Source organism: Onishia taeanensis (genome assembly GCF_900100755.1).
GTDB classification, from domain to species: domain Bacteria; phylum Pseudomonadota; class Gammaproteobacteria; order Pseudomonadales; family Halomonadaceae; genus Onishia; species Onishia taeanensis.
Window position 1 is genome coordinate 79,610 of sequence record NZ_FNCI01000011.1, and the last position, 18,531, is coordinate 98,140.

Below are 18,531 nucleotides of genomic sequence, written 5' to 3' on the forward strand. Positions count from 1 at the left end.
TGTGCAGTTCCGTGTCGGCGGGGCTTTTCATTGCCTGAACGAAATCGGGTGATAGCGCCGTGAGAACGAACAGAGTGTGCCCGGCATATCCGACAGACATAAAAAAACCGACTCCCGGAGGAGTCGGTTTTCTGTGTCGGATGCCTGGTGCGAGGCAGCGCGAGGATCAATCCTCGGCGGCTTCCTCTGCGACCGGACGATCGACCAGTTCGACGTAGGCCATGGGGGCGTTGTCGCCGGTGCGGAAGCCGCACTTGAGGATACGGACGTAACCGCCCGGACGCTCGACGTAACGCGGACCCAGCTCATTGAAGAGCTTGCCGACCGCTTCTTTGGAGCGGGTGCGGCTGAAGGCCAGACGGCGGTTGGCGACACTGTCCTGCTTGGACAAGGTGATCAGCGGCTCGACGTGACGACGCAGCTCCTTGGCCTTGGGCAGGGTTGTCTTGATCACTTCATGCTCGACCAGAGACACGCACATGTTCTTGAACATGGCCTGACGGTGCGAGCTGTTGCGATTTAATTGGCGACCACTCTTACGATGACGCATGGTTGTAATTCCTTACCAAACTGGGACTCGAGGCGACGCTCACGCGGATGCCTTGTCGTCCTTCAGGCTTGCCGGCGGCCAGTTTTCCAGCCGCATGCCAAGGGACAGACCGCGCGTAGCCAACACATCCTTGATTTCGTTCAAGGACTTCTTGCCGAGATTCGGGGTCTTCAACAGCTCCACTTCGGTGCGCTGAATCAGATCGCCGATGTAATAGATATTCTCGGCCTTGAGGCAGTTGGCACTGCGTACGGTCAACTCGAGATCGTCTACGGGGCGCAGCAGGATGGGATCGATCTGATCCTCTTCCTCCACCACTTCCTGTTCCTTGTCGGCTTCCAGGTCGACGAACGCAGCCAGCTGCTCTTGCAGGATGGTTGCGCTGCGACGGATCGCCTCTTCCGGATCCAGGGTGCCGTCGGTTTCCAGGTCGATGATCAGCTTGTCGAGGTCAGTACGTTGCTCGACACGCGCGGCATCCACGGAATAGGAAACACGACGCACGGGGCTGTAGGTCGCATCCAACTGCAGGCGACCGATGGCCCGGGACTCGTCCTCGGCACCATCGCGGGTATCCGCCGGCTCGTAGCCACGACCGCGGGCCACCTTGAGCTGCATTTTCAGCTCGGCGCCTTCGTTGACGTGTGCGATCACATGGTCGGGATTGACGATCTCGACATCATGGTCGACGGCAATATCACCAGCTGTGACGACGCACGGGCCCTGCTTGTTCAGCGTGAGCATTGCTTCGTCGCGGCTGTGCATTTTGATTGCCACGTCTTTGAGGTTCAGAAGCATCTCGATGACGTCTTCCTGAACCCCTTCGATCGCACTGTACTCGTGATCGACTCCCGCGATTTCGACTTCCACCACGGCGCAGCCGGGCATGGAAGACAGCAGGATACGACGCAGAGCATTCCCCAGGGTGTGACCGAAACCGCGCTCGAACGGCTCGAGCACGATCTTCGCGTGGTGCGCGCTGATCTCTTCGACCTTGATATCGCGAGGACGGAGAAACTCTGTCACTGAACGCTGCATATGAACACCTTTCAGGCTGCCAAACGGATACTCGGTACTCGACCGGGCCACCTCGGTGGCCCGGCGCCGCTAAGCGGATTACTTCGAGTACAGCTCGACGATCAGGTTTTCGTTGATGTCGGCAGACAGGTCGCCGCGTTCAGGCAGTGCCTTGAAAGTGCCTTCCATCTTCTTGGAGTCGACGTCGACCCAGGATACATCACCACGGTTAGCGGCGATGGACAGCGCATTCTGGATGCGCGCCTGGTTCTTGGCCTTCTCGCGAATGCTGATCACGTCACCCGGCTTGACCTTGTAGGAAGCCACGTTGACGGTACGGCCATTCACGGTGAGGGCCTTGTGACTGACCAGCTGACGCGCTTCAGAGCGAGTCGAGCCGAAGCCCATACGGTAGACGACGTTGTCCAGTCGGGTTTCGAGAAGCTGCAGCAACACTTCGCCGGTCGCGCCCTTAACACGGGCCGCTTCCTTGTAGTAGTTGCGGAACTGCTTCTCGAGTACGCCATACATGCGACGTACTTTCTGCTTCTCACGAAGCTGCAAGCCGTAGTCGGAAAGACGCTGACGGCGCTGGCCGTGTACACCCGGAATCTGCTCGGATTTACACTTCTTCTCGAAGGGAGTCACACCACTCTTCAGAAAGAGGTCGGTGCCTTCACGACGAGACAGTTTACACTTCGGTCCAATATAACGAGCCATGAGTCTGTCTCCTTAAACGCGGCGTTTCTTCGGCGGACGGCAGCCGTTGTGGGGAACGGGCGTCGCGTCGGTGATGCTTTGCACGCGGAAACCGGCGGCATTGAGTGCACGCACGGCGGACTCACGACCAGGTCCAGGACCTTTGACCAGCACGTCTACGTTTTTCACACCATACTCGGCTGCAGCAGTCGCTGCACGTTCACTTGCCACTTGAGCAGCGAACGGGGTGCTCTTGCGAGAACCACGAAAACCCGAACCACCGGCTGTCGCCCATGACAGAGCGTTGCCCTGGCGGTCTGTGATCGTCACGATAGTGTTGTTAAAAGAGGCGTGGATATGCGCAACGGCATCCACCACCTGCTTTTTAACCTTTTTGCGATTACTACGCGGGTTAGCCATGTTGATGTTTCTTCCTGTCTTAACGCCAGAACATGCGTGTTATTTGCGAATCGGCTTACGCGGGCCCTTACGGGTACGCGCATTGGTCTTGGTACGCTGACCACGCAGCGGAAGACCACGACGATGACGCAGACCACGATAGCAACCCAGATCCATGAGACGCTTGATATTAAGCGTCGTATCACGGCGAAGGTCGCCTTCTACGGTGTACTTGCCGACCTCGGTACGCAGGCTGTCGACTTCATCAGAAGACAGTTCCTGAACCTTGGCGGTCGGCGCGATACCGGCAGCTGCACAGATATCCACTGCGCGAGTACGGCCGATCCCGAAGATATAGGTCAGCGAGATCGCCGCATGCTTGTTGTCCGGGATATTGACGCCTGCAATACGGGCCATCAGCTTACTCCGAAATTTGAGCGGCTTGCTCGTTTAATCATCTACAAAAGGCGCAACAGCATACCCCTTTACCCAGCTAAGGGCAAGGGGCATGCCGGCACCCGGTTTAGTACAGCCGCCAGGATTAACCCTGACGCTGTTTGTGCCGAGGCTCCGTGCAGATGACGCGGACGGCGCCATTGCGACGGATGATCTTGCAGTTACGGCACATCTTCTTCACGGAAGCTCGAACTTTCATCGTTCTCTCCAAATCGCGTGCGACGCGCTTAGCGCATGCCGCCGCTACCGTAGCCTTTCAGGTTGGACTTCTTCATCACCGAGTCGTACTGGCTCGACATCAAGTGCGACTGTACCTGCGACATGAAATCCATGATGACAACCACCACGATCAGCAATGACGTTCCGCCAAAGAAGAAGGGAACGTTCCAGGCCACGATCAGGAATTGGGGCATCAAGGATACGGCGGTGATGTACAGGGCACCAAACAAAGTCAGACGCGTCATGACCTTGTCGACATAGCGAGCGGTCTGCTCACCAGGACGAATGCCCGGCAGGAAGGCCCCTGACTTCTTGAGGTTGTCAGCGACATCCTTGGGGTTGAAGACCAGCGCTGTGTAAAAGAAGCAGAAGAATACCACCGCGAGCGCGAAAAGCAAGATGTACAGCGGTTGACCTGGCCCGAGAGCCAAGGACGCCTGTTGCAACCAGTCCAGCCCCTCACCGGAGCCGACCCACTGTCCGAGCGATGCAGGGAACAGCAGGATGCTGGACGCAAAGATTGCCGGGATAACCCCTGCCATGTTGACCTTGAGCGGCAGATAGCTGCTTTGGCCCGCATACATCTTGTTGCCCACCTGGCGGCGCGGATAGTTCACCGTGATGCGGCGTTGGCCGCGCTCGATGAACACCACGAAAGCCACCGTGGCGATGCCGAGGATCGTCAGTGCCAGCAAGGGCAGCACGTTCCAGGCACCGTCGTTGCGAGCCAGCTCGAAAGACTGGCCCACCGCGCCCGGCAGACCCGCGACGATTCCCGAGAAGATCAGCAGCGAAATGCCGTTGCCGATGCCCTTCTCGGTGATCGGCGCACCCAGCCACATCATGAACACCGCGCCGGCAACGAAGGTAACCACGGCGGTGAAATAGAAGCTGAAGTCAGCGGTGTAGGCAATCCCTTGTCCGGCCAGACCGACGGACATGCCGACAGCCTGGACGAAGGCCAGGATCACCGTACCGTAGCGGGTATATTGGCTGATCTTGCGGCGGCCGGCCTCGCCTTCCTTCTTCAACTGTTCCAGTTGAGGCGAGACCGCCGACAGGAGCTGCATGATAATCGACGCCGAGATATAGGGCATGATGCCCAGAGCGAAGATACTCATGCGCTCCAGCGCACCACCCGAGAACATGTTGAACATGCCAAGGATGGTGCCCTGCTGCTCCCTGAACAAGGCAGCAAGCTGGTCAGGATTGATACCGGGTACGGGAATGTGAGCACCGATTCGGTACACCACAATGGCGAGGAGCACAAAGCGCAAACGCGCCCAGAGTTCACTCAGACCGCTGCCCATCGCCGGCATGTTTCCTGACTTAGCCATTTAGTCCTCTACCTTGCCGCCAGCGGCTTCGATCGCGGCCCGGGCACCCTTGGTGACCTTGAGACCGCGGACGGTAACCGCTTTGTTCAGTTCGCCAGAGAGGAGCACCTTCGCATAACGCGTGGCGTCCTTGAGCACGTTGGCTTTCTTCAGCGCTTCCAGGTCGACGACATCGCCGTCTACCTTGGCAAGCTCAGCCAGACGAACTTCTTCGCTGACCAGAGATTTCGCTGAAGTGAAGCCGAACTTCGGCAGACGACGCTGCAGCGGCATCTGACCGCCTTCGAAGCCGGGCTTCACGGAGCCGCCGGTACGTGACTTCTGGCCTTTATGACCGCGGCCACCGGTCTTGCCCAGACCGGAGCCGATGCCACGACCGACACGCTTTTCAGCGTGCTTGGAACCCGGTGCCGGGCTCAGGCTATTGAGTTTCATGGATTACTCTCCCTCTACACGCACAAGGTAATTCACCTTGTGGATCATGCCGCGCACGGCAGGGGTGTCTTCCAGCTCGACCGTATGACCGATGCGGCGCAGGCCAAGACCATTGATGGTGGCCTTGTGCTTGCCCAACACGCCGATGGTGCTGCGGATCTGGGTAACCTTGATCGTTGCTGCCATGGTGTCTTACCCCGTGATCGCTTCGACAGACAGGCCACGCTTGGCGGCGATGTCTTCCGGAGACTGCATGGCGGCGAGACCGTTGATGGTCGCACGCACCACGTTCACCGGATTGGTGGAACCGTAGCACTTGGCCAGGACGTCATGGACGCCAGCCAGTTCGAGCACGGAGCGCATAGCGCCGCCAGCGATGATCCCGGTACCTTCGGAGGCCGGCTGCATGTACACCTTAGAGGCGCCGTGACGGGCCTTGATCGGGTACTGCAGGGTGTGGCCGCTGAGGCTCACCTTGATCATGTTGCGACGCGCCTGGTCCATGGCCTTCTGGATCGCGACCGGCACTTCACGCGCCTTGCCGCGGCCAAAACCGACACGACCACTGCCATCGCCTACGACGGTCAGAGCGGTGAAACCGAAGATACGGCCACCCTTGACCACCTTGGCGACACGGTTGACCTGCACCAACTTCTCTTGCAGATCGCCGCTGTTCTGTTCGTTCTTCGCCATCGTAAAACCCTTTAGAATTCCAGGCCGCCTTCACGAGCGGCGTCGGCCAGGGCCTTGACTCGACCGTGGTACCGGAAACCGGCACGATCGAAGGCAACCTGAGTGATGCCTGCTTCCTTAGCGCGTTCAGCAATCAGCGCACCCACCTTGGCGGCGGCGTCTGCATTGCCGGTCGCACCCTCACGAAGCGCCTTGTCCAGCGTGGAAGCACTGGCGAGGACCTTGCCACCATCCGGCGAGATGATCTGCGCGTAGATGTGGCGTGGGGTACGGTTGACGCTCAGGCGATACACGCCCAGCTCGCGAATCTTGGCGCGAGCGCGGCGGGCACGACGGAGACGAGATTCTTTCTTCGCGTTCATAACCCTGCCTTACTTCTTCTTGGCTTCTTTACGACGGATCTGCTCGTCGCCGTACCGGATACCCTTGCCCTTATAGGGTTCAGGCGGACGGAAGGCGCGGATTTCCGCGGCGACCTGGCCGAGACGCTGCTTATCGGCACCTTTCAGCACGATAGTGGTGTTCTTGGGCGTTTCCGCCACGACACCTTCAGGCAGCGTGTACTCGACCGGGTGTGAGAAGCCCAGTGTCAGGTTGAGCGTCTTGCCACTTGCCTGGGCACGATAGCCGACGCCATTGATCTCGAGGGTCTTGGTAAAGCCCTCAGTGACACCGGTAACCATGTTCTGGACCAGTGCACGGGTGGTTCCAGCCATCGCCCAGCTCTTGGCTGACTCGGTCGGAGCGAAGGTCAGTTGACCTTCTTCCTGGCCGATCACGACTTGGTCGTGAACGGTCATCGCGAGTTCGCCCTGACCGCCCTTGACGGTCAGTTGATTGCCGTCGAGTTTAACCTCGACGCCGCTCGGCAATTTAACCGGATATTTGGCTACGCGGGACATTCCAAACTCCTAGAATACGGTGCAGAGGACTTCACCACCAACACCAGCATGACGGGCCGCACGATCGGTCATCACGCCATTCGAGGTGGAAACGATCGCGATGCCCAGGCCGTCGGCAACTTTCGGCAGCTCGGCCTTGCCCTTGTACGAGCGCAGCGACGGCTTTGACACCCGCTGGATGTGCTCGATGACGGCCTTGCCCTCGAAGTACTTGAGGGTAACGGCCAGTTCAGGCTTGGTGCCTTCAGCGACGCTGTAGTCGTTGATAAAGCCTTCTTCTTTCAGTACGCGGGCCACCTCGACCTTCAACTTCGAAGACGGCATGGTAACCGTCTCCTTGGTGGCCATCTGCGCATTACGGATACGAGTGAACATATCCGCCAGCGTATCTTGCATGCTCATTACGTTGCGCTCCTGATAATTCTACGTGGCGTTACCAGCTGGACTTCTTCAGCCCAGGGACATCGCCACGCATGGCGGCTTCACGCAGCTTGTTACGGCCCAAGCCAAACTTGTTGTAGTAGCCGTGCGGACGACCAGTGATGCGGCAGCGGTTACGCTTACGCACCGGGCTGGAGTCACGCGGCAACTGCTGCAGCTTGAGCTGCGCGTCGAAGCGCTCTTCGTCAGAAGCGTTCACGTCATAGATGATGGCCTTGAGCTCTGCGCGCTTGGCAGCATACTTAGCTACCAGCTCTGCACGCTTCTGCTCGCGCCCTACCATGCTTTTCTTTGCCATGATCCCACCCTTATTTCTTGAACGGGAAGTTCAGCGCACGCAGCAGCGCACGGCCTTCTTCATCGGTGTTGGCAGTCGTGGTGATTGTGACATCCAGACCACGGATCCGGTCGATCTTATCATATTCGATCTCCGGGAAGATGATCTGCTCACGCACCCCCATCGAATAGTTGCCACGGCCGTCGAAGGACTTCGGGTTGAGACCACGGAAGTCACGAACGCGGGGGATCGCGATGTTCACCAGGCGATCGAGGAAGTCCCACATGCGCTCGGAGCGCAGTGTGACTTTGATCCCGATCGGCCAACCTTCACGCACTTTGAAGCCCGCGATGGACTTGCGTGCCTTGGTCACCATCGGCTTTTGACCGGAGAGCTTCTCCAGGTCGCCGACGGCATTATCGATCAGCTTCTTGTCGCTGGTCGCTTCGCCGATGCCCATGTTCAGGGTCACTTTAGTGATCCTGGGCACCTGCATCACGTTGGCGTAGCTAAACTGCTCTTTGAGTTGAGCTGCCACCTCGTTTTGATAACGTTCTTTCAAGTTCGCCATTTTGCTACCCGACTCACGTTAGGCGTCGATCTGCGTCTGCGTCGACTTGTAGATACGTACCTTGGTACCGTCTTCTTTCACCTGGAAGCCGACTCGATCCGCTTTGCCGGTCTCCTGATTGAAGATGGCCACGTTGGACGCGTGAATCGGAGCTTCGCGCTCGACGATACCGCCTTGATTGCCTGCCATCGGATTAGGCTTGGTGTGACGCTTGATCATGTTCACACCTGCCACCACGTAGCGATCGTCCTGGAGGACGCGCTTGATGGTGCCACGCTTGCCTTTATCCTTGCCGGCAATGACGATCACTTCATCGTCACGTTTGATTTTTTGCATATCCGCCTCGCTCCTTACAGCACTTCAGGCGCCAAGGAAATGATCTTCATGAACTTTTCGGTGCGAAGTTCACGAGTGACCGGACCAAAAATACGGGTACCGATCGGCTGCTCGTTGGTGTTGTTCAACAGAACCGCCGCATTTCCATCGAAGCGGATCAGCGAACCGTCGTTACGACGGACGCCACTACGAGTGCGAACCACGACCGCCTTCATGACCTGGCCTTTCTTGACCTTGCCACGCGGAATGGCTTCTTTAACTGTTACTTTGATGATATCGCCTACGCGAGCATAGCGACGGTGAGAACCGCCCAGCACCTTGATGCACTGCACCCGGCGCGCCCCGCTGTTGTCGGCGACATCCAGCATTGACTGCGTCTGAATCATCGGTTTTCTCCAAACCTAATCTGACTGCACTGGTTTCGAGCGCGGGGCGTTAACCCTTGGCCTGCTCGACCACTTCGACCAGCGTCCAGGCTTTCTTCTTGGACAGGGGACGCGATTCCTCGATGGAAACCGTGTCACCGGCCTTCGCCTGGTTCTGCGCGTCATGGGCGTGCAGCTTGGTGGAGCGCTTCACGTATTTGCCGTAGATCGGATGGCGCTCGCGGCGCTCGATCATCACGACGATAGATTTGTCCATCTTGTCACTCACCACTTTGCCGGTGAGCGTCCGGACTTTCTTTTCTTCGGACATCTCAGTCACCTGCCTTCTCGTTGAGCACAGTCTTCACGCGGGCGATATCCCGACGAACCTGCTTGAGCAGATGGGTCTGGCTCAGCTGGCCAGTGGCCTTCTGCATGCGCAGGTTGAACTGCTCGCGGAGGAGTTCGAAGAGCTGCGCCTGCAGGTCTTCTACTGACTTTTCACGAATTTCCTGGGCTTTCATCACATCACCGTCCGTTTCACAAAGGTGGTGGATACCGGAAACTTCTGAGCGGCCAGGCCGAAGGCCTCACGAGCCAGCTCTTCAGAAACACCTTCGATCTCGTAGAGGACGCGGCCGGGCTGGATCTGTGCGACCCAGTACTCGACAGAGCCCTTGCCCTTACCCATACGGACTTCAAGGGGCTTCTTGGAGATCGGCTTGTCCGGGAAGACCCGAATCCAGATCTTACCGCCACGCTTCACGTGACGAGTGATGGCACGACGCCCAGCTTCGATCTGGCGCGCGGTAACGCGACCACGACCGGTAGCCTTCAGGCCATATTCGCCGAAACTAATTTTGCTTCCGCGATGTGCAAGGCCGCGGTTGCGACCCTTCTGCACCTTGCGGAACTTCAAACGCTTAGGTTGTAACATCGATCCGCTCTCCCCTTACTTGGAACCTTTCTTCTTGGAGGGCGCACTCTGAGGCTGCTTAGCCTTGGCGCGGACCTCTTCGATGCCCCCGAGGATTTCACCCTTGAAGACCCAGACCTTGACGCCGATGACGCCGTAGGTGGTGTGGGCTTCGTAGGTGGCGTAATCGATGTCGGCACGCAGTGTATGAAGCGGCACACGGCCTTCGCGGTACCATTCGGTACGTGCGATTTCCGCACCACCAAGACGACCAGACAGCTGGATCTTGATGCCGCCGGCGCCGAGGCGCATGGCGTTCTGTACGGCGCGCTTCATGGCACGACGGAACATGACACGACGCTCGAGCTGGCCGCAGACGTTCTGGGCGACGAGCTTGGCATCGAGTTCCGGCTTGCGCACTTCTTCGATGTTGACGTGAACCGGCACGCCCATCATTTGGGTGACGTCGCGACGCAGACGGTCGACGTCCTCACCCTTTTTACCAATCACGATGCCCGGACGGGCCGTGTGAATGGTGATACGAGCATTGTTGGCCGGGCGCTCGATGTGGATGCGACTCACGGACGCATTCTTCAGACGCTCCTCAATGAAGCGACGCACTTCGAGATCGTTATTCAGCTTATCGGCATAGGTACCGCGCTCGGCGTACCAGACCGACGTGTGGTCCTTGACGATACCCAGCCGAATGCCTGTCGGATTTACTTTCTGACCCATCTGGTCGACTCCTACTTCTCGGCTACCATAACGGTGATGTGGCAGGTGCGCTTCAAGATACGATCCGCACGGCCCTTGGCGCGCGGCTGGATGCGCTTGAGCGTCATGCCCTCATCGACGCAAATGGTCGAGACACGCAGCTCGTCGATGTCCATGCCGTTGTTTTCTTCCGCATTCGCGATGGCGGACTGCAGCACTTTCTTAACCAGCTTGGCAGCCTTCTTCGGTGAGAAGGTCAGCAGGTCGAGTGCCTCGGCGACAGGTTTACCGCGCACCTGGTCAGCCACCAAACGGGCCTTCTGGGCGGATAAACGAGCGCCACGCAGCTTAGCTGTGACTTCCATCTCTCAATCCTCTTTGGCTTACCGTTTGGCTTTCTTGTCCGCCGCATGACCGCGATAGGTGCGGGTAGCAGCGAATTCGCCCAGCTTGTGGCCAACCATTTCCTCGGAGACATGCACCGGGACATGTTGACGCCCGTTATGGACCGCAATGGTGAGCCCGACCATATTCGGCAGGATCATGGAACGACGCGACCAGGTCTTGATCGGTTTGCGGTCGTTCTTCTCCACTGCAGTCTCAACCTTCTTCAGCAGATGAAGGTCAATGAAAGGACCTTTCTTCAGTGAACGTGGCACAGCCGTTACCTCTTAATGTCTTGGCAATTTCGATCAGCTACGGGCCTTGCGGCGACGTACGATCAGCTTGTCGGTGCGCTTGTTCTTGCGAGTCTTGTAACCCTTGGTGGGGACGCCCCACGGGGTAACCGGGTTACGACCACCGCTGGTACGGCCTTCACCGCCACCGTGCGGGTGATCCACCGGGTTCATCGCAACACCGCGAACTGTCGGGCGAACGCCACGCCAGCGTTTGGCACCGGCCTTGCCCAATTGACGGAGGCTGTGCTCAGAGTTGCTCACTTCGCCCAGGGTCGCGCGGCACTCGGCCAGGATCTTGCGCATTTCGCCGGAGCGCAGACGCAAGGTGGCATAGTTGCCTTCACGCGCCACGAGCTGGGCGCTGGTGCCGGCACTGCGAGCGATCTGAGCGCCTTTACCGGGCTTCAGTTCGATGCAATGCACGGTGGAACCCACCGGAATGTTGCGCAGCGGAAGGGTGTTGCCCTTCTTGATCGCAGCGTTGACACCGGACTCGATGCGGTCGCCGGCCTTCACACCCTTGGGTGCGATGATGTAGCGACGCTCACCGTCCAGGTACTTCAACAGTGCGATATGAGCGCTACGGTTCGGATCGTATTCCAGGCGCTCTACGACGGCCGGAATGCCATCCTTGATGCGCTTGAAGTCGATCTGACGGTAGTGCTGACGGTGCCCACCACCCACGTGACGTGTGGTGATACGACCGTTGTTGTTACGTCCACCCGAGTGCGACTGCTTTTCCAGCAGCGGCGCGTACGGCCGACCCTTGTACAGATCATCGGAGACGATCTTGACGAGGTGGCGACGACCGGCGGATGTGGGTTTGGTCTTGACGATTGCCATTATCCGTACTCCTGCCCTTATTCGGCGCCAGAGAAGTCTTCAAGGGTCTCACCCGCGGCGAGAGTTACATACGCCTTGCGGTAACCCTTGCGCTGGCCCAAGCCATTGGCGGTGCGCTTGGTCTTGCCCTTGATGTTCAGGACCTGTACGCGGTCAACCTTCTTACCGAACAGTGCCTGGACGGCCTGTTTGATTTCCGGCTTGGTCGCGTCAGAGGCCACCTTGAACACGTACTGGTTGTTCTCGGCGGCGGAGGCGGCCTTCTCGGTCATGTGCGGACCGAGCAGAACCTTGAATACGCGTTCCTGGTTCATGCCAGCTTCTCCTCGAATTTGCGCAGGGCGGAGACGGTGACCAGCACCTTATCGAAGGCGACCAGGCTCACCGGATCGGCAGCAGCGACGTCCACCACATCCACGTGCGGGATGTTGCGAGCGGCCAGGTAAAGGTTCTCGTCGACTTCTTCGGTGACGATCAGTGCCTTTTCCAGGTTCAGCTCTTTGAGCTTGGCGGTCAGCTGCTTGGTCTTGGGTGCGTCAACGGAAATATCCTCGACGACGACCAGACGCTCCTGGCGGACCAGCTCGGAAAGAATCGAGCGGATCGCGGCCCGGTACATCTTGCGGTTGACCTTCTGGGTGTAGTCCTGCGGGCTAGCCGCAAAGGTCACACCGCCGGCGCGCCAGATCGGCGAGCGGATGGTACCAGCACGAGCACGACCGGTGCCCTTCTGGCGCCACGGCTTCTTGCCGCCGCCACGCACATCGGCGCGATTCTTCTGGGCGCGAGTACCCTGACGACCGCCTGCCAGATAAGCAGTAACGACCTGATGGACCAGCGCTTCGTTGAATTCTTTGCCAAAGGTTGCGTCGGACACTTCAACCGTGCCGGCACTAGCACCTGAAAGATTCAGATTCATTGGATCAAACCCCCTTAGCGAGCTTTCACGGCACTGCGAACAACAACGTCGCTGCCCGGTGCACCCGGTACGGCGCCCTTGATCAGCAGCAGATTGCGTTCAGCGTCGACGCGCACGACTTCCAGGCTTTGCACGGTGCAGCGGACATTGCCCATCTGACCGGCCATTTTCTTGCCTTTGAAGACGCGGCCCGGGGTTTGACACATACCGATGGAACCCGGAGCGCGGTGCGCCAGAGAGTTACCATGGCTGTTGTCTTGGGTACGGAAGTTCCAGCGCTTAACGGCGCCCTGGAAACCCTTACCCTTGGAGGTACCGGTCACATCAATCTTTTGACCAGCTTCAAAGAGGGATACGGTGAGCTCGCCACCCACTTCCGGAGCTTCGTCGCCTTCAGCCAGGCGGAACTCCATCAGCGAACGGCCGGCCTCGGTACCTGCCTTGGCAAACTGTCCAGCTTGCGCTTTGGTCAGGTGCTTGGCCTTGCGTGAGCCAGAGGTAACCTGCACGGCGCTATAGCCGTCGACGTCGACGGTCTTAACGCGCGTGATGCGGTTAGGCTCAACTTCGATAACGGTCACGGGCACGGATGCGCCATCTTCGGTAAAGACACGGGTCATCCCGGCCTTCTTACCGACTAAACCGATAGTCATGTTCAGTCTCCTATAGTGTACGGGGCTATCACCCGCTATGGCTGCCCTTTCCAGAGCATTCCACTAGCACATTGTGTGACGCCATCTCGGCGTGACGGCGGCTGCTCCTGACCTTGAAGGGGAGCGGCGACCGTGAGTGTCTAGTGTGGTCTCAGTCGAGTTTGATCTGAACGTCCACGCCAGCGGCGAGGTCGAGCTTCATCAATGCATCAACGGTCTTTTCAGTGGGCTCAACGATGTCGAGCACACGCTTATGAGTGCGGATCTCATACTGGTCGCGCGCGTCCTTGTTGACGTGCGGAGAGACCAGGATGGTGTAGCGCTCACGATTGGTCGGCAGCGGAATCGGACCGTGCACCTGAGCACCGGTACGCTTGGCGGTCTCAACAATCTCCGCGGCGGACTGGTCAATCAGGCGATGATCGAACGCCTTCAACCGAATGCGAATCTTCTGGTTCTGCATTTGCCCTAAACTCCAATGGATGTCGACGGCGCGAGCCGTCTACCCACGCATTCAAAGGATGCGCATTATAGGCATGCAGCCTCACAGAGTCAAACCCTGCGAGACAACATGCGCAGAAAGGGGGCTCCCGCAGGAGCCCCCTTCGATCATCGGGTGAGCCTAAGGCTTACTTGACGATCTTGGCGACAACGCCGGCGCCAACGGTACGGCCGCCTTCACGAACAGCGAAGCGCAGGCCGTCTTCCATGGCGATCGGAGCGATCAGGGTAACGGTCATTTTGACGTTATCACCCGGCATGACCATCTCAACGCCTTCCGGCAGCTCACAGGTACCGGTCACGTCGGTGGTACGGAAGTAGAACTGCGGACGGTAGCCCTTGAAGAACGGAGTGTGACGACCACCCTCGTCCTTGGACAGCACATAGACTTCGGCTTCGAAGACGGTGTGCGGCGTGATGGTGCCCGGCTTGGCCAGAACCTGACCACGCTCGACGTCGTCACGCTTGGTGCCACGCAGCAGGGCGCCGACGTTCTCACCAGCACGACCTTCGTCGAGCAGCTTGCGGAACATCTCGACACCGGTAACGGTAGTCTTGACGGTGTCTTTCAGACCGACGATTTCGACTTCTTCGCCTGCCTTGACGATGCCGCGCTCGACACGACCGGTCACAACGGTACCGCGACCAGAGATGGAGAACACGTCTTCGATCGGCATCAGGAACGGCTGATCGATAGCGCGCTCCGGCTCCGGGATGTACGCGTCCAGGGCCTTGATCAGGTTGGCAACGGCGGTAGTACCCATGCCGTTGTCGTCCTTGCCTTCCAGGGCCATCAGCGCAGAGCCGATGATGATCGGGGTGTCGTCACCCGGGAAGTCGTACTCGCTCAGGAGTTCGCGGACTTCCATTTCGACCAGCTCGAGCAGCTCTTCGTCGTCGACCATGTCGGCCTTGTTCAGGAACACGACGATGAACGGCACGCCGACCTGACGCGAGAGCAGGATGTGCTCGCGAGTCTGCGGCATGGGGCCGTCGGCAGCGCTGCAGACCAGGATAGCGCCGTCCATCTGGGCAGCACCGGTGATCATGTTCTTGACGTAGTCAGCGTGACCCGGGCAGTCGACGTGAGCGTAGTGACGCTCTTCGGACTGGTATTCCACGTGAGCGGTGGAGATGGTGATACCGCGCTCACGCTCTTCCGGGGCGTTGTCGATGGAGTCGAACGCACGAGCGTCGCCACCGAAGACTTCTGCAGATACGCGGGTCAGAGCCGCGGTCAGCGTGGTCTTGCCGTGGTCAACGTGACCGATGGTGCCGACGTTGATATGCGGTTTGGAACGTTCGAATTTTTCCTTAGCCACTGCTATAACCTCTTTACGTTAGCTAACGGTTAACCGTTCTGGTTGATGACGGCTTCCACGATGCTGGAGGGCGCCTCGTCGTACTTCGCAAACTCCATGGAGTAGCTTGCACGGCCCTGGGTCTGAGAACGCAGATCGGTTGCATAACCGAACATCTCAGCCAGCGGCACCATTGCGCGGATGGTCTTCCCAGAGGAAGTATCATCCATGCCCTGCACCAGACCGCGACGACGGTTAAGATCGCCCATGACGTCACCCATAAACTCTTCGGGGGTCACGACTTCGACCTTCATCATCGGCTCCAGCAGCACGGCCTTGGCCTTTTTGGCACCTTCTTTGATCGCCATGGAAGAAGCGATCTTGAACGCGGTCTCGTTAGAGTCCACGTCATGATAGGAACCATCGTACAGCGTGACCTTGACGTCGATCATCGGGTAGCCCGCGATGACACCGTTCTGCAGCTGTTCATAGGCCCCTTTCTCGACAGCAGGCACGTATTCCTTCGGAACCACGCCGCCGACGATCTCGGACGAAAACTTGAAGTGCATCTCCTCGTCTTCGCCCTTGTCTTCTGCAGTCAGCGGTTCGATGCGCAGGTACACATGACCGAACTGACCGCGACCGCCTGACTGACGTACGAACTTACCTTCCTGTTCGACGCTGTGGCGGATGGTCTCACGATAAGCCACCTGCGGCTTACCGATGTTGGCATCGACCTTGAACTCGCGACGCATGCGGTCAACGATGATGTCGAGGTGCAGCTCACCCATGCCGGAGATGATGGTCTGGCCGGTTTCCTCGTCAGTCTTGACTTGGAAGGACGGATCCTCCTGAGCCAGCTTGCCGAGGGCGACGCCCATCTTCTCTTGGTCGGCCTTGGACTTCGGCTCCACGGCCACCGAGATCACCGGATCCGGGAACTCCATGCGCTCGAGAATGATCTTGTCATTCAGGTCGCACAGGGTATCACCGGTGGTGACGTCCTTGAGACCGATACAGGCAGCGATGTCGCCGGCCAGCACTTCCTTGATCTCTTCACGAGAGTTGGAGTGCATCTGGACGATACGGCCAACACGCTCTTTCTTGCTCTTCACAGAGTTGAAGACGCTATCGCCAGACTTCAAGACCCCGGAATACACACGGATGAAGGTCAGGGTGCCAACGAACGGGTCGGTGGCGATCTTGAAGGCCAGAGCGGCGAAGGGTGCACTGTCATCGGCCTCACGGGTCGCGATGGTGCCATCCTTGTCGTCCAGCTCACCCTCGATGGCCTTGACCTCGGTCGGAGACGGCATGTACTCGATGACGCCATCCAGCACGGCCTGCACGCCCTTGTTCTTGAACGCGGAGCCACAGGTCACCAGCACGATCTCGTTGTCGAGGGTGCGACGACGCAGACCGGCCTTGATCTCCTCGATGGACAACTCGCCTTCTTCGAGGTACTTCTCCATCAGTTCTTCGGAGGCCTCGGCGGCGGCTTCGACCATCTCTTCGCGGTACTTCTCGGCGGTCTCTTGGAGCTCAGCCGGGATATCAACCAGGTCATAGTTCATGCCGTGGTTGTCTTCGTCCCACAGGATCGCCTTCATCTGGATCAGGTCGACGACGCCCTTGAACTCGTCCTCGGCACCCCAGTTGATCTGGATCGGCACCGCATTGGCGTTCAGGCGAGTCTTCAACTGGTCGAGAACCATGAAGAAGTCGGCGCCGGCACGGTCCATCTTGTTGACGAACACCATGCGCGGAACTTCGTACTTGTTGGCCTGACGCCAGACTGTCTCGGTCTGCGGCTGCACACCGGAGCTACCACACAGCACGACGACCGCGCCATCAAGCACACGCAGGGAGCGTTCGACTTCGATGGTGAAGTCAACGTGTCCCGGGGTGTCGATGATGTTGATGCGGTGCTCATCGAACTGCTTGTTCATGCCCTGCCAGAAGCAGGTGGTCGCCGCGGAGGTGATGGTAATACCACGCTCCTGCTCCTGTTGCATCCAGTCCATGGTGGCTGCGCCATCATGGACCTCGCCGACCTTGTGAGAAAGGCCGGTGTAGAACAGGACACGCTCGGTAGTGGTGGTCTTCCCGGCGTCGACGTGGGCAACGATACCGATATTACGGTAGCGCTTAAGCGGTGTCTTACGTGCCACGATGGAATTCCCCGTTGGTTGGAGGCGCCCTGGAATATGGGCGCCTCGTGTTGCGAAGCCTGCTTAGAAGCGGTAGTGCGAGAAGGCCTTGTTGGCCTCCGCCATGCGGTGCACGTCTTCGCGCTTCTTCACAGCGGCGCCCTTGCCTTCAGCGGCATCGAGCATCTCACCGGCCAGACGCTGCACCATAGTCTTTTCACCACGGTTACGGGCAGCATCGGCCAGCCAGCGCATGGCCAGCGCCTGACGACGCGAGGGACGCACTTCCACGGGCACCTGGTAGGTAGCACCACCGACACGACGAGATTTCACCTCGACCATGGGCTGAATGGTTTCCAGCGCCTTGTCGAAGATCTCCAGCGGGTCATCATTGTTGCGCTCGGACACACGGTCCAGGGCGCCATAAACGATACGTTCAGCTACAGACTTCTTGCCGCTGATCATGAGGTGGTTCATGAACTTTGCCAGGCGCTCGCTTCCGAACTTCGGATCCGGGAGGATTTCGCGCTTCGCAGCAACTCTTCTTCTAGGCATGATAAGCCCTCAAAACTAAGGGGTCCTTCAGGTAAACCCGAGACTGGTACAGGGCTCGCCTGCAACGCTCGACCTTACTCTTATCAGACCGGTGCAATATGGTATGGCGGTTCCGGCGGCGTTCGAGTCGCTTAGGACTTCGGACGCTTGGTGCCGTACTTGGAACGGCCCTGCTTACGGTTCTGGACACCGGAGGTGTCGAGAGCGCCGCGAACGGTGTGATAACGCACACCCGGCAAGTCCTTCACTCGACCGCCGCGAATCAGCACGACAGAGTGTTCTTGCAGGTTGTGACCTTCACCACCGATGTAGGAAGACACTTCATACCCGTTGGTCAGACGAACACGGCACACCTTACGCAGTGCGGAGTTCGGCTTCTTCGGGGTAGTGGTGTAAACGCGGGTGCAAACCCCGCGACGTTGCGGGCAGGCCTGCAGCGCCGGAACGTCGCTCTTGACGACGGGACGCTTGCGCGGCTTGCGCACGAGCTGGTTAATAGTTGCCATGGTCTGTAGCTGACTCCAATGGTTGCCTTGGCCTTTCGATAGCGAGCGCGGGCGCACCCACCCCACTTTCAAAGGCTGCGCATTCTACTGTCTCAG

Annotated in this window: 32 protein-coding genes; all 32 read right to left on the reverse strand. The window is 58.8% G+C overall.

Features of this window, described 5'->3' with window-relative positions; all coding sequences use genetic code 11:
• Positions 1–166: 166 nt before the first annotated feature.
• A complete protein-coding gene (gene rplQ / locus BLR71_RS13005; protein WP_092527172.1) occupies positions 167–550 on the reverse strand; it encodes a 50S ribosomal protein L17 in 384 nt (127 codons plus the stop codon).
• Between the two features lie 39 nt (positions 551–589).
• Positions 590–1,588, reverse strand: a complete 999-nt coding sequence (locus BLR71_RS13010; RefSeq protein WP_092527175.1) for a DNA-directed RNA polymerase subunit alpha — start codon at positions 1,586–1,588, stop codon at positions 590–592.
• Between the two features lie 78 nt (positions 1,589–1,666).
• Positions 1,667–2,287: a 30S ribosomal protein S4 gene (rpsD, locus tag BLR71_RS13015; RefSeq protein WP_092527178.1), complete on the reverse strand. Its 621-nt coding sequence runs from the start codon at positions 2,285–2,287 to the stop codon at positions 1,667–1,669.
• A gap of 12 nt (positions 2,288–2,299) precedes the next feature.
• A complete protein-coding gene (rpsK, locus tag BLR71_RS13020) occupies positions 2,300–2,686 on the reverse strand; it encodes a 30S ribosomal protein S11 (RefSeq protein WP_011505752.1) in 387 nt (128 codons plus the stop codon).
• A 39-nt stretch (positions 2,687–2,725) separates the two neighbouring features.
• Positions 2,726–3,082: a 30S ribosomal protein S13 gene (gene rpsM, locus BLR71_RS13025; RefSeq protein ID WP_092527180.1), complete on the reverse strand. Its 357-nt coding sequence runs from the start codon at positions 3,080–3,082 to the stop codon at positions 2,726–2,728.
• A gap of 124 nt (positions 3,083–3,206) precedes the next feature.
• Entirely contained in the window at positions 3,207–3,320 is a 114-nt protein-coding gene (gene rpmJ, locus BLR71_RS13030) for a 50S ribosomal protein L36 (RefSeq protein WP_031384759.1), read from the reverse strand.
• Between the two features lie 28 nt (positions 3,321–3,348).
• Positions 3,349–4,677, reverse strand: a complete 1,329-nt coding sequence (gene secY / locus BLR71_RS13035; RefSeq protein WP_092527182.1) for a preprotein translocase subunit SecY — start codon at positions 4,675–4,677, stop codon at positions 3,349–3,351.
• Positions 4,678–5,112 carry a 50S ribosomal protein L15 gene (gene rplO, locus BLR71_RS13040; RefSeq protein ID WP_092527184.1) on the reverse strand — a complete coding sequence of 145 codons (435 nt, stop codon included), beginning with the start codon at positions 5,110–5,112 and terminating at the stop codon, positions 4,678–4,680.
• Between the two features lie 3 nt (positions 5,113–5,115).
• Positions 5,116–5,298 (reverse strand): 50S ribosomal protein L30, encoded by a 183-nt coding sequence (gene rpmD / locus BLR71_RS13045; protein WP_092527186.1) that lies wholly within the window; start codon positions 5,296–5,298, stop codon positions 5,116–5,118.
• Positions 5,299–5,304: 6 nt separating this feature from the next.
• A complete protein-coding gene (gene rpsE / locus BLR71_RS13050) occupies positions 5,305–5,805 on the reverse strand; it encodes a 30S ribosomal protein S5 (protein WP_092527189.1) in 501 nt (166 codons plus the stop codon).
• 11 nt (positions 5,806–5,816) lie between these two features.
• Positions 5,817–6,167 (reverse strand): 50S ribosomal protein L18, encoded by a 351-nt coding sequence (gene rplR / locus BLR71_RS13055; RefSeq protein WP_092527192.1) that lies wholly within the window; start codon positions 6,165–6,167, stop codon positions 5,817–5,819.
• Between the two features lie 9 nt (positions 6,168–6,176).
• A complete protein-coding gene (gene rplF / locus BLR71_RS13060) occupies positions 6,177–6,707 on the reverse strand; it encodes a 50S ribosomal protein L6 (RefSeq protein WP_092527195.1) in 531 nt (176 codons plus the stop codon).
• Positions 6,708–6,716: 9 nt separating this feature from the next.
• Positions 6,717–7,109 (reverse strand): 30S ribosomal protein S8, encoded by a 393-nt coding sequence (gene rpsH, locus BLR71_RS13065; RefSeq protein ID WP_092527198.1) that lies wholly within the window; start codon positions 7,107–7,109, stop codon positions 6,717–6,719.
• 31 nt (positions 7,110–7,140) lie between these two features.
• The gene (gene rpsN / locus BLR71_RS13070; RefSeq protein ID WP_092527201.1) at positions 7,141–7,446 is read right to left on the reverse strand and encodes a 30S ribosomal protein S14; all 306 of its coding nucleotides are present in this window, start codon (positions 7,444–7,446) and stop codon (positions 7,141–7,143) included.
• Between the two features lie 10 nt (positions 7,447–7,456).
• A complete protein-coding gene (gene rplE, locus BLR71_RS13075; protein ID WP_092527205.1) occupies positions 7,457–7,996 on the reverse strand; it encodes a 50S ribosomal protein L5 in 540 nt (179 codons plus the stop codon).
• 18 nt (positions 7,997–8,014) lie between these two features.
• Positions 8,015–8,332 carry a 50S ribosomal protein L24 gene (rplX, locus tag BLR71_RS13080; protein WP_092527208.1) on the reverse strand — a complete coding sequence of 106 codons (318 nt, stop codon included), beginning with the start codon at positions 8,330–8,332 and terminating at the stop codon, positions 8,015–8,017.
• Between the two features lie 14 nt (positions 8,333–8,346).
• The gene (rplN, locus tag BLR71_RS13085; protein ID WP_092527211.1) at positions 8,347–8,718 is read right to left on the reverse strand and encodes a 50S ribosomal protein L14; all 372 of its coding nucleotides are present in this window, start codon (positions 8,716–8,718) and stop codon (positions 8,347–8,349) included.
• 49 nt (positions 8,719–8,767) lie between these two features.
• Positions 8,768–9,028, reverse strand: a complete 261-nt coding sequence (rpsQ, locus tag BLR71_RS13090) for a 30S ribosomal protein S17 (protein ID WP_092527214.1) — start codon at positions 9,026–9,028, stop codon at positions 8,768–8,770.
• Between the two features lies 1 nt (position 9,029).
• Positions 9,030–9,221, reverse strand: a complete 192-nt coding sequence (gene rpmC, locus BLR71_RS13095) for a 50S ribosomal protein L29 (protein ID WP_092527216.1) — start codon at positions 9,219–9,221, stop codon at positions 9,030–9,032.
• Positions 9,221–9,634 (reverse strand): 50S ribosomal protein L16, encoded by a 414-nt coding sequence (rplP, locus tag BLR71_RS13100; protein WP_092527219.1) that lies wholly within the window; start codon positions 9,632–9,634, stop codon positions 9,221–9,223. Before rplP ends, rpmC begins: the two co-directional genes overlap by 1 nt.
• 15 nt (positions 9,635–9,649) lie before the next feature.
• Positions 9,650–10,348: a 30S ribosomal protein S3 gene (rpsC, locus tag BLR71_RS13105; protein WP_092527222.1), complete on the reverse strand. Its 699-nt coding sequence runs from the start codon at positions 10,346–10,348 to the stop codon at positions 9,650–9,652.
• Positions 10,349–10,359: 11 nt separating this feature from the next.
• Entirely contained in the window at positions 10,360–10,692 is a 333-nt protein-coding gene (gene rplV / locus BLR71_RS13110) for a 50S ribosomal protein L22 (RefSeq protein WP_092527226.1), read from the reverse strand.
• Positions 10,693–10,710: 18 nt separating this feature from the next.
• Positions 10,711–10,986 (reverse strand): 30S ribosomal protein S19, encoded by a 276-nt coding sequence (gene rpsS, locus BLR71_RS13115; protein WP_072824351.1) that lies wholly within the window; start codon positions 10,984–10,986, stop codon positions 10,711–10,713.
• Positions 10,987–11,019: 33 nt separating this feature from the next.
• On the reverse strand, positions 11,020–11,850 hold the full coding sequence (rplB, locus tag BLR71_RS13120; protein ID WP_092527233.1) for a 50S ribosomal protein L2: 831 nt from the start codon (positions 11,848–11,850) through the stop codon (positions 11,020–11,022).
• Between the two features lie 17 nt (positions 11,851–11,867).
• A complete protein-coding gene (gene rplW / locus BLR71_RS13125) occupies positions 11,868–12,164 on the reverse strand; it encodes a 50S ribosomal protein L23 (protein ID WP_092527236.1) in 297 nt (98 codons plus the stop codon).
• The gene (gene rplD, locus BLR71_RS13130; RefSeq protein WP_092527239.1) at positions 12,161–12,769 is read right to left on the reverse strand and encodes a 50S ribosomal protein L4; all 609 of its coding nucleotides are present in this window, start codon (positions 12,767–12,769) and stop codon (positions 12,161–12,163) included. The genes rplW and rplD overlap by 4 nt, the downstream gene beginning before the upstream one ends.
• A 14-nt stretch (positions 12,770–12,783) precedes the next feature.
• Positions 12,784–13,422, reverse strand: a complete 639-nt coding sequence (rplC, locus tag BLR71_RS13135; protein ID WP_092527242.1) for a 50S ribosomal protein L3 — start codon at positions 13,420–13,422, stop codon at positions 12,784–12,786.
• A gap of 151 nt (positions 13,423–13,573) precedes the next feature.
• Entirely contained in the window at positions 13,574–13,885 is a 312-nt protein-coding gene (gene rpsJ / locus BLR71_RS13140) for a 30S ribosomal protein S10 (protein ID WP_092527245.1), read from the reverse strand.
• A 166-nt stretch (positions 13,886–14,051) separates the two neighbouring features.
• The gene (gene tuf, locus BLR71_RS13145) at positions 14,052–15,245 is read right to left on the reverse strand and encodes an elongation factor Tu (RefSeq protein ID WP_092527247.1); all 1,194 of its coding nucleotides are present in this window, start codon (positions 15,243–15,245) and stop codon (positions 14,052–14,054) included.
• A gap of 29 nt (positions 15,246–15,274) precedes the next feature.
• Positions 15,275–17,395, reverse strand: a complete 2,121-nt coding sequence (gene fusA, locus BLR71_RS13150; protein ID WP_092527248.1) for an elongation factor G — start codon at positions 17,393–17,395, stop codon at positions 15,275–15,277.
• 63 nt (positions 17,396–17,458) lie between these two features.
• Positions 17,459–17,929: a 30S ribosomal protein S7 gene (gene rpsG / locus BLR71_RS13155; protein WP_092527250.1), complete on the reverse strand. Its 471-nt coding sequence runs from the start codon at positions 17,927–17,929 to the stop codon at positions 17,459–17,461.
• 131 nt (positions 17,930–18,060) lie between these two features.
• Positions 18,061–18,435: a 30S ribosomal protein S12 gene (gene rpsL, locus BLR71_RS13160; protein ID WP_092527252.1), complete on the reverse strand. Its 375-nt coding sequence runs from the start codon at positions 18,433–18,435 to the stop codon at positions 18,061–18,063.
• Between the last annotated feature and the right edge of the window lie 96 nt (positions 18,436–18,531).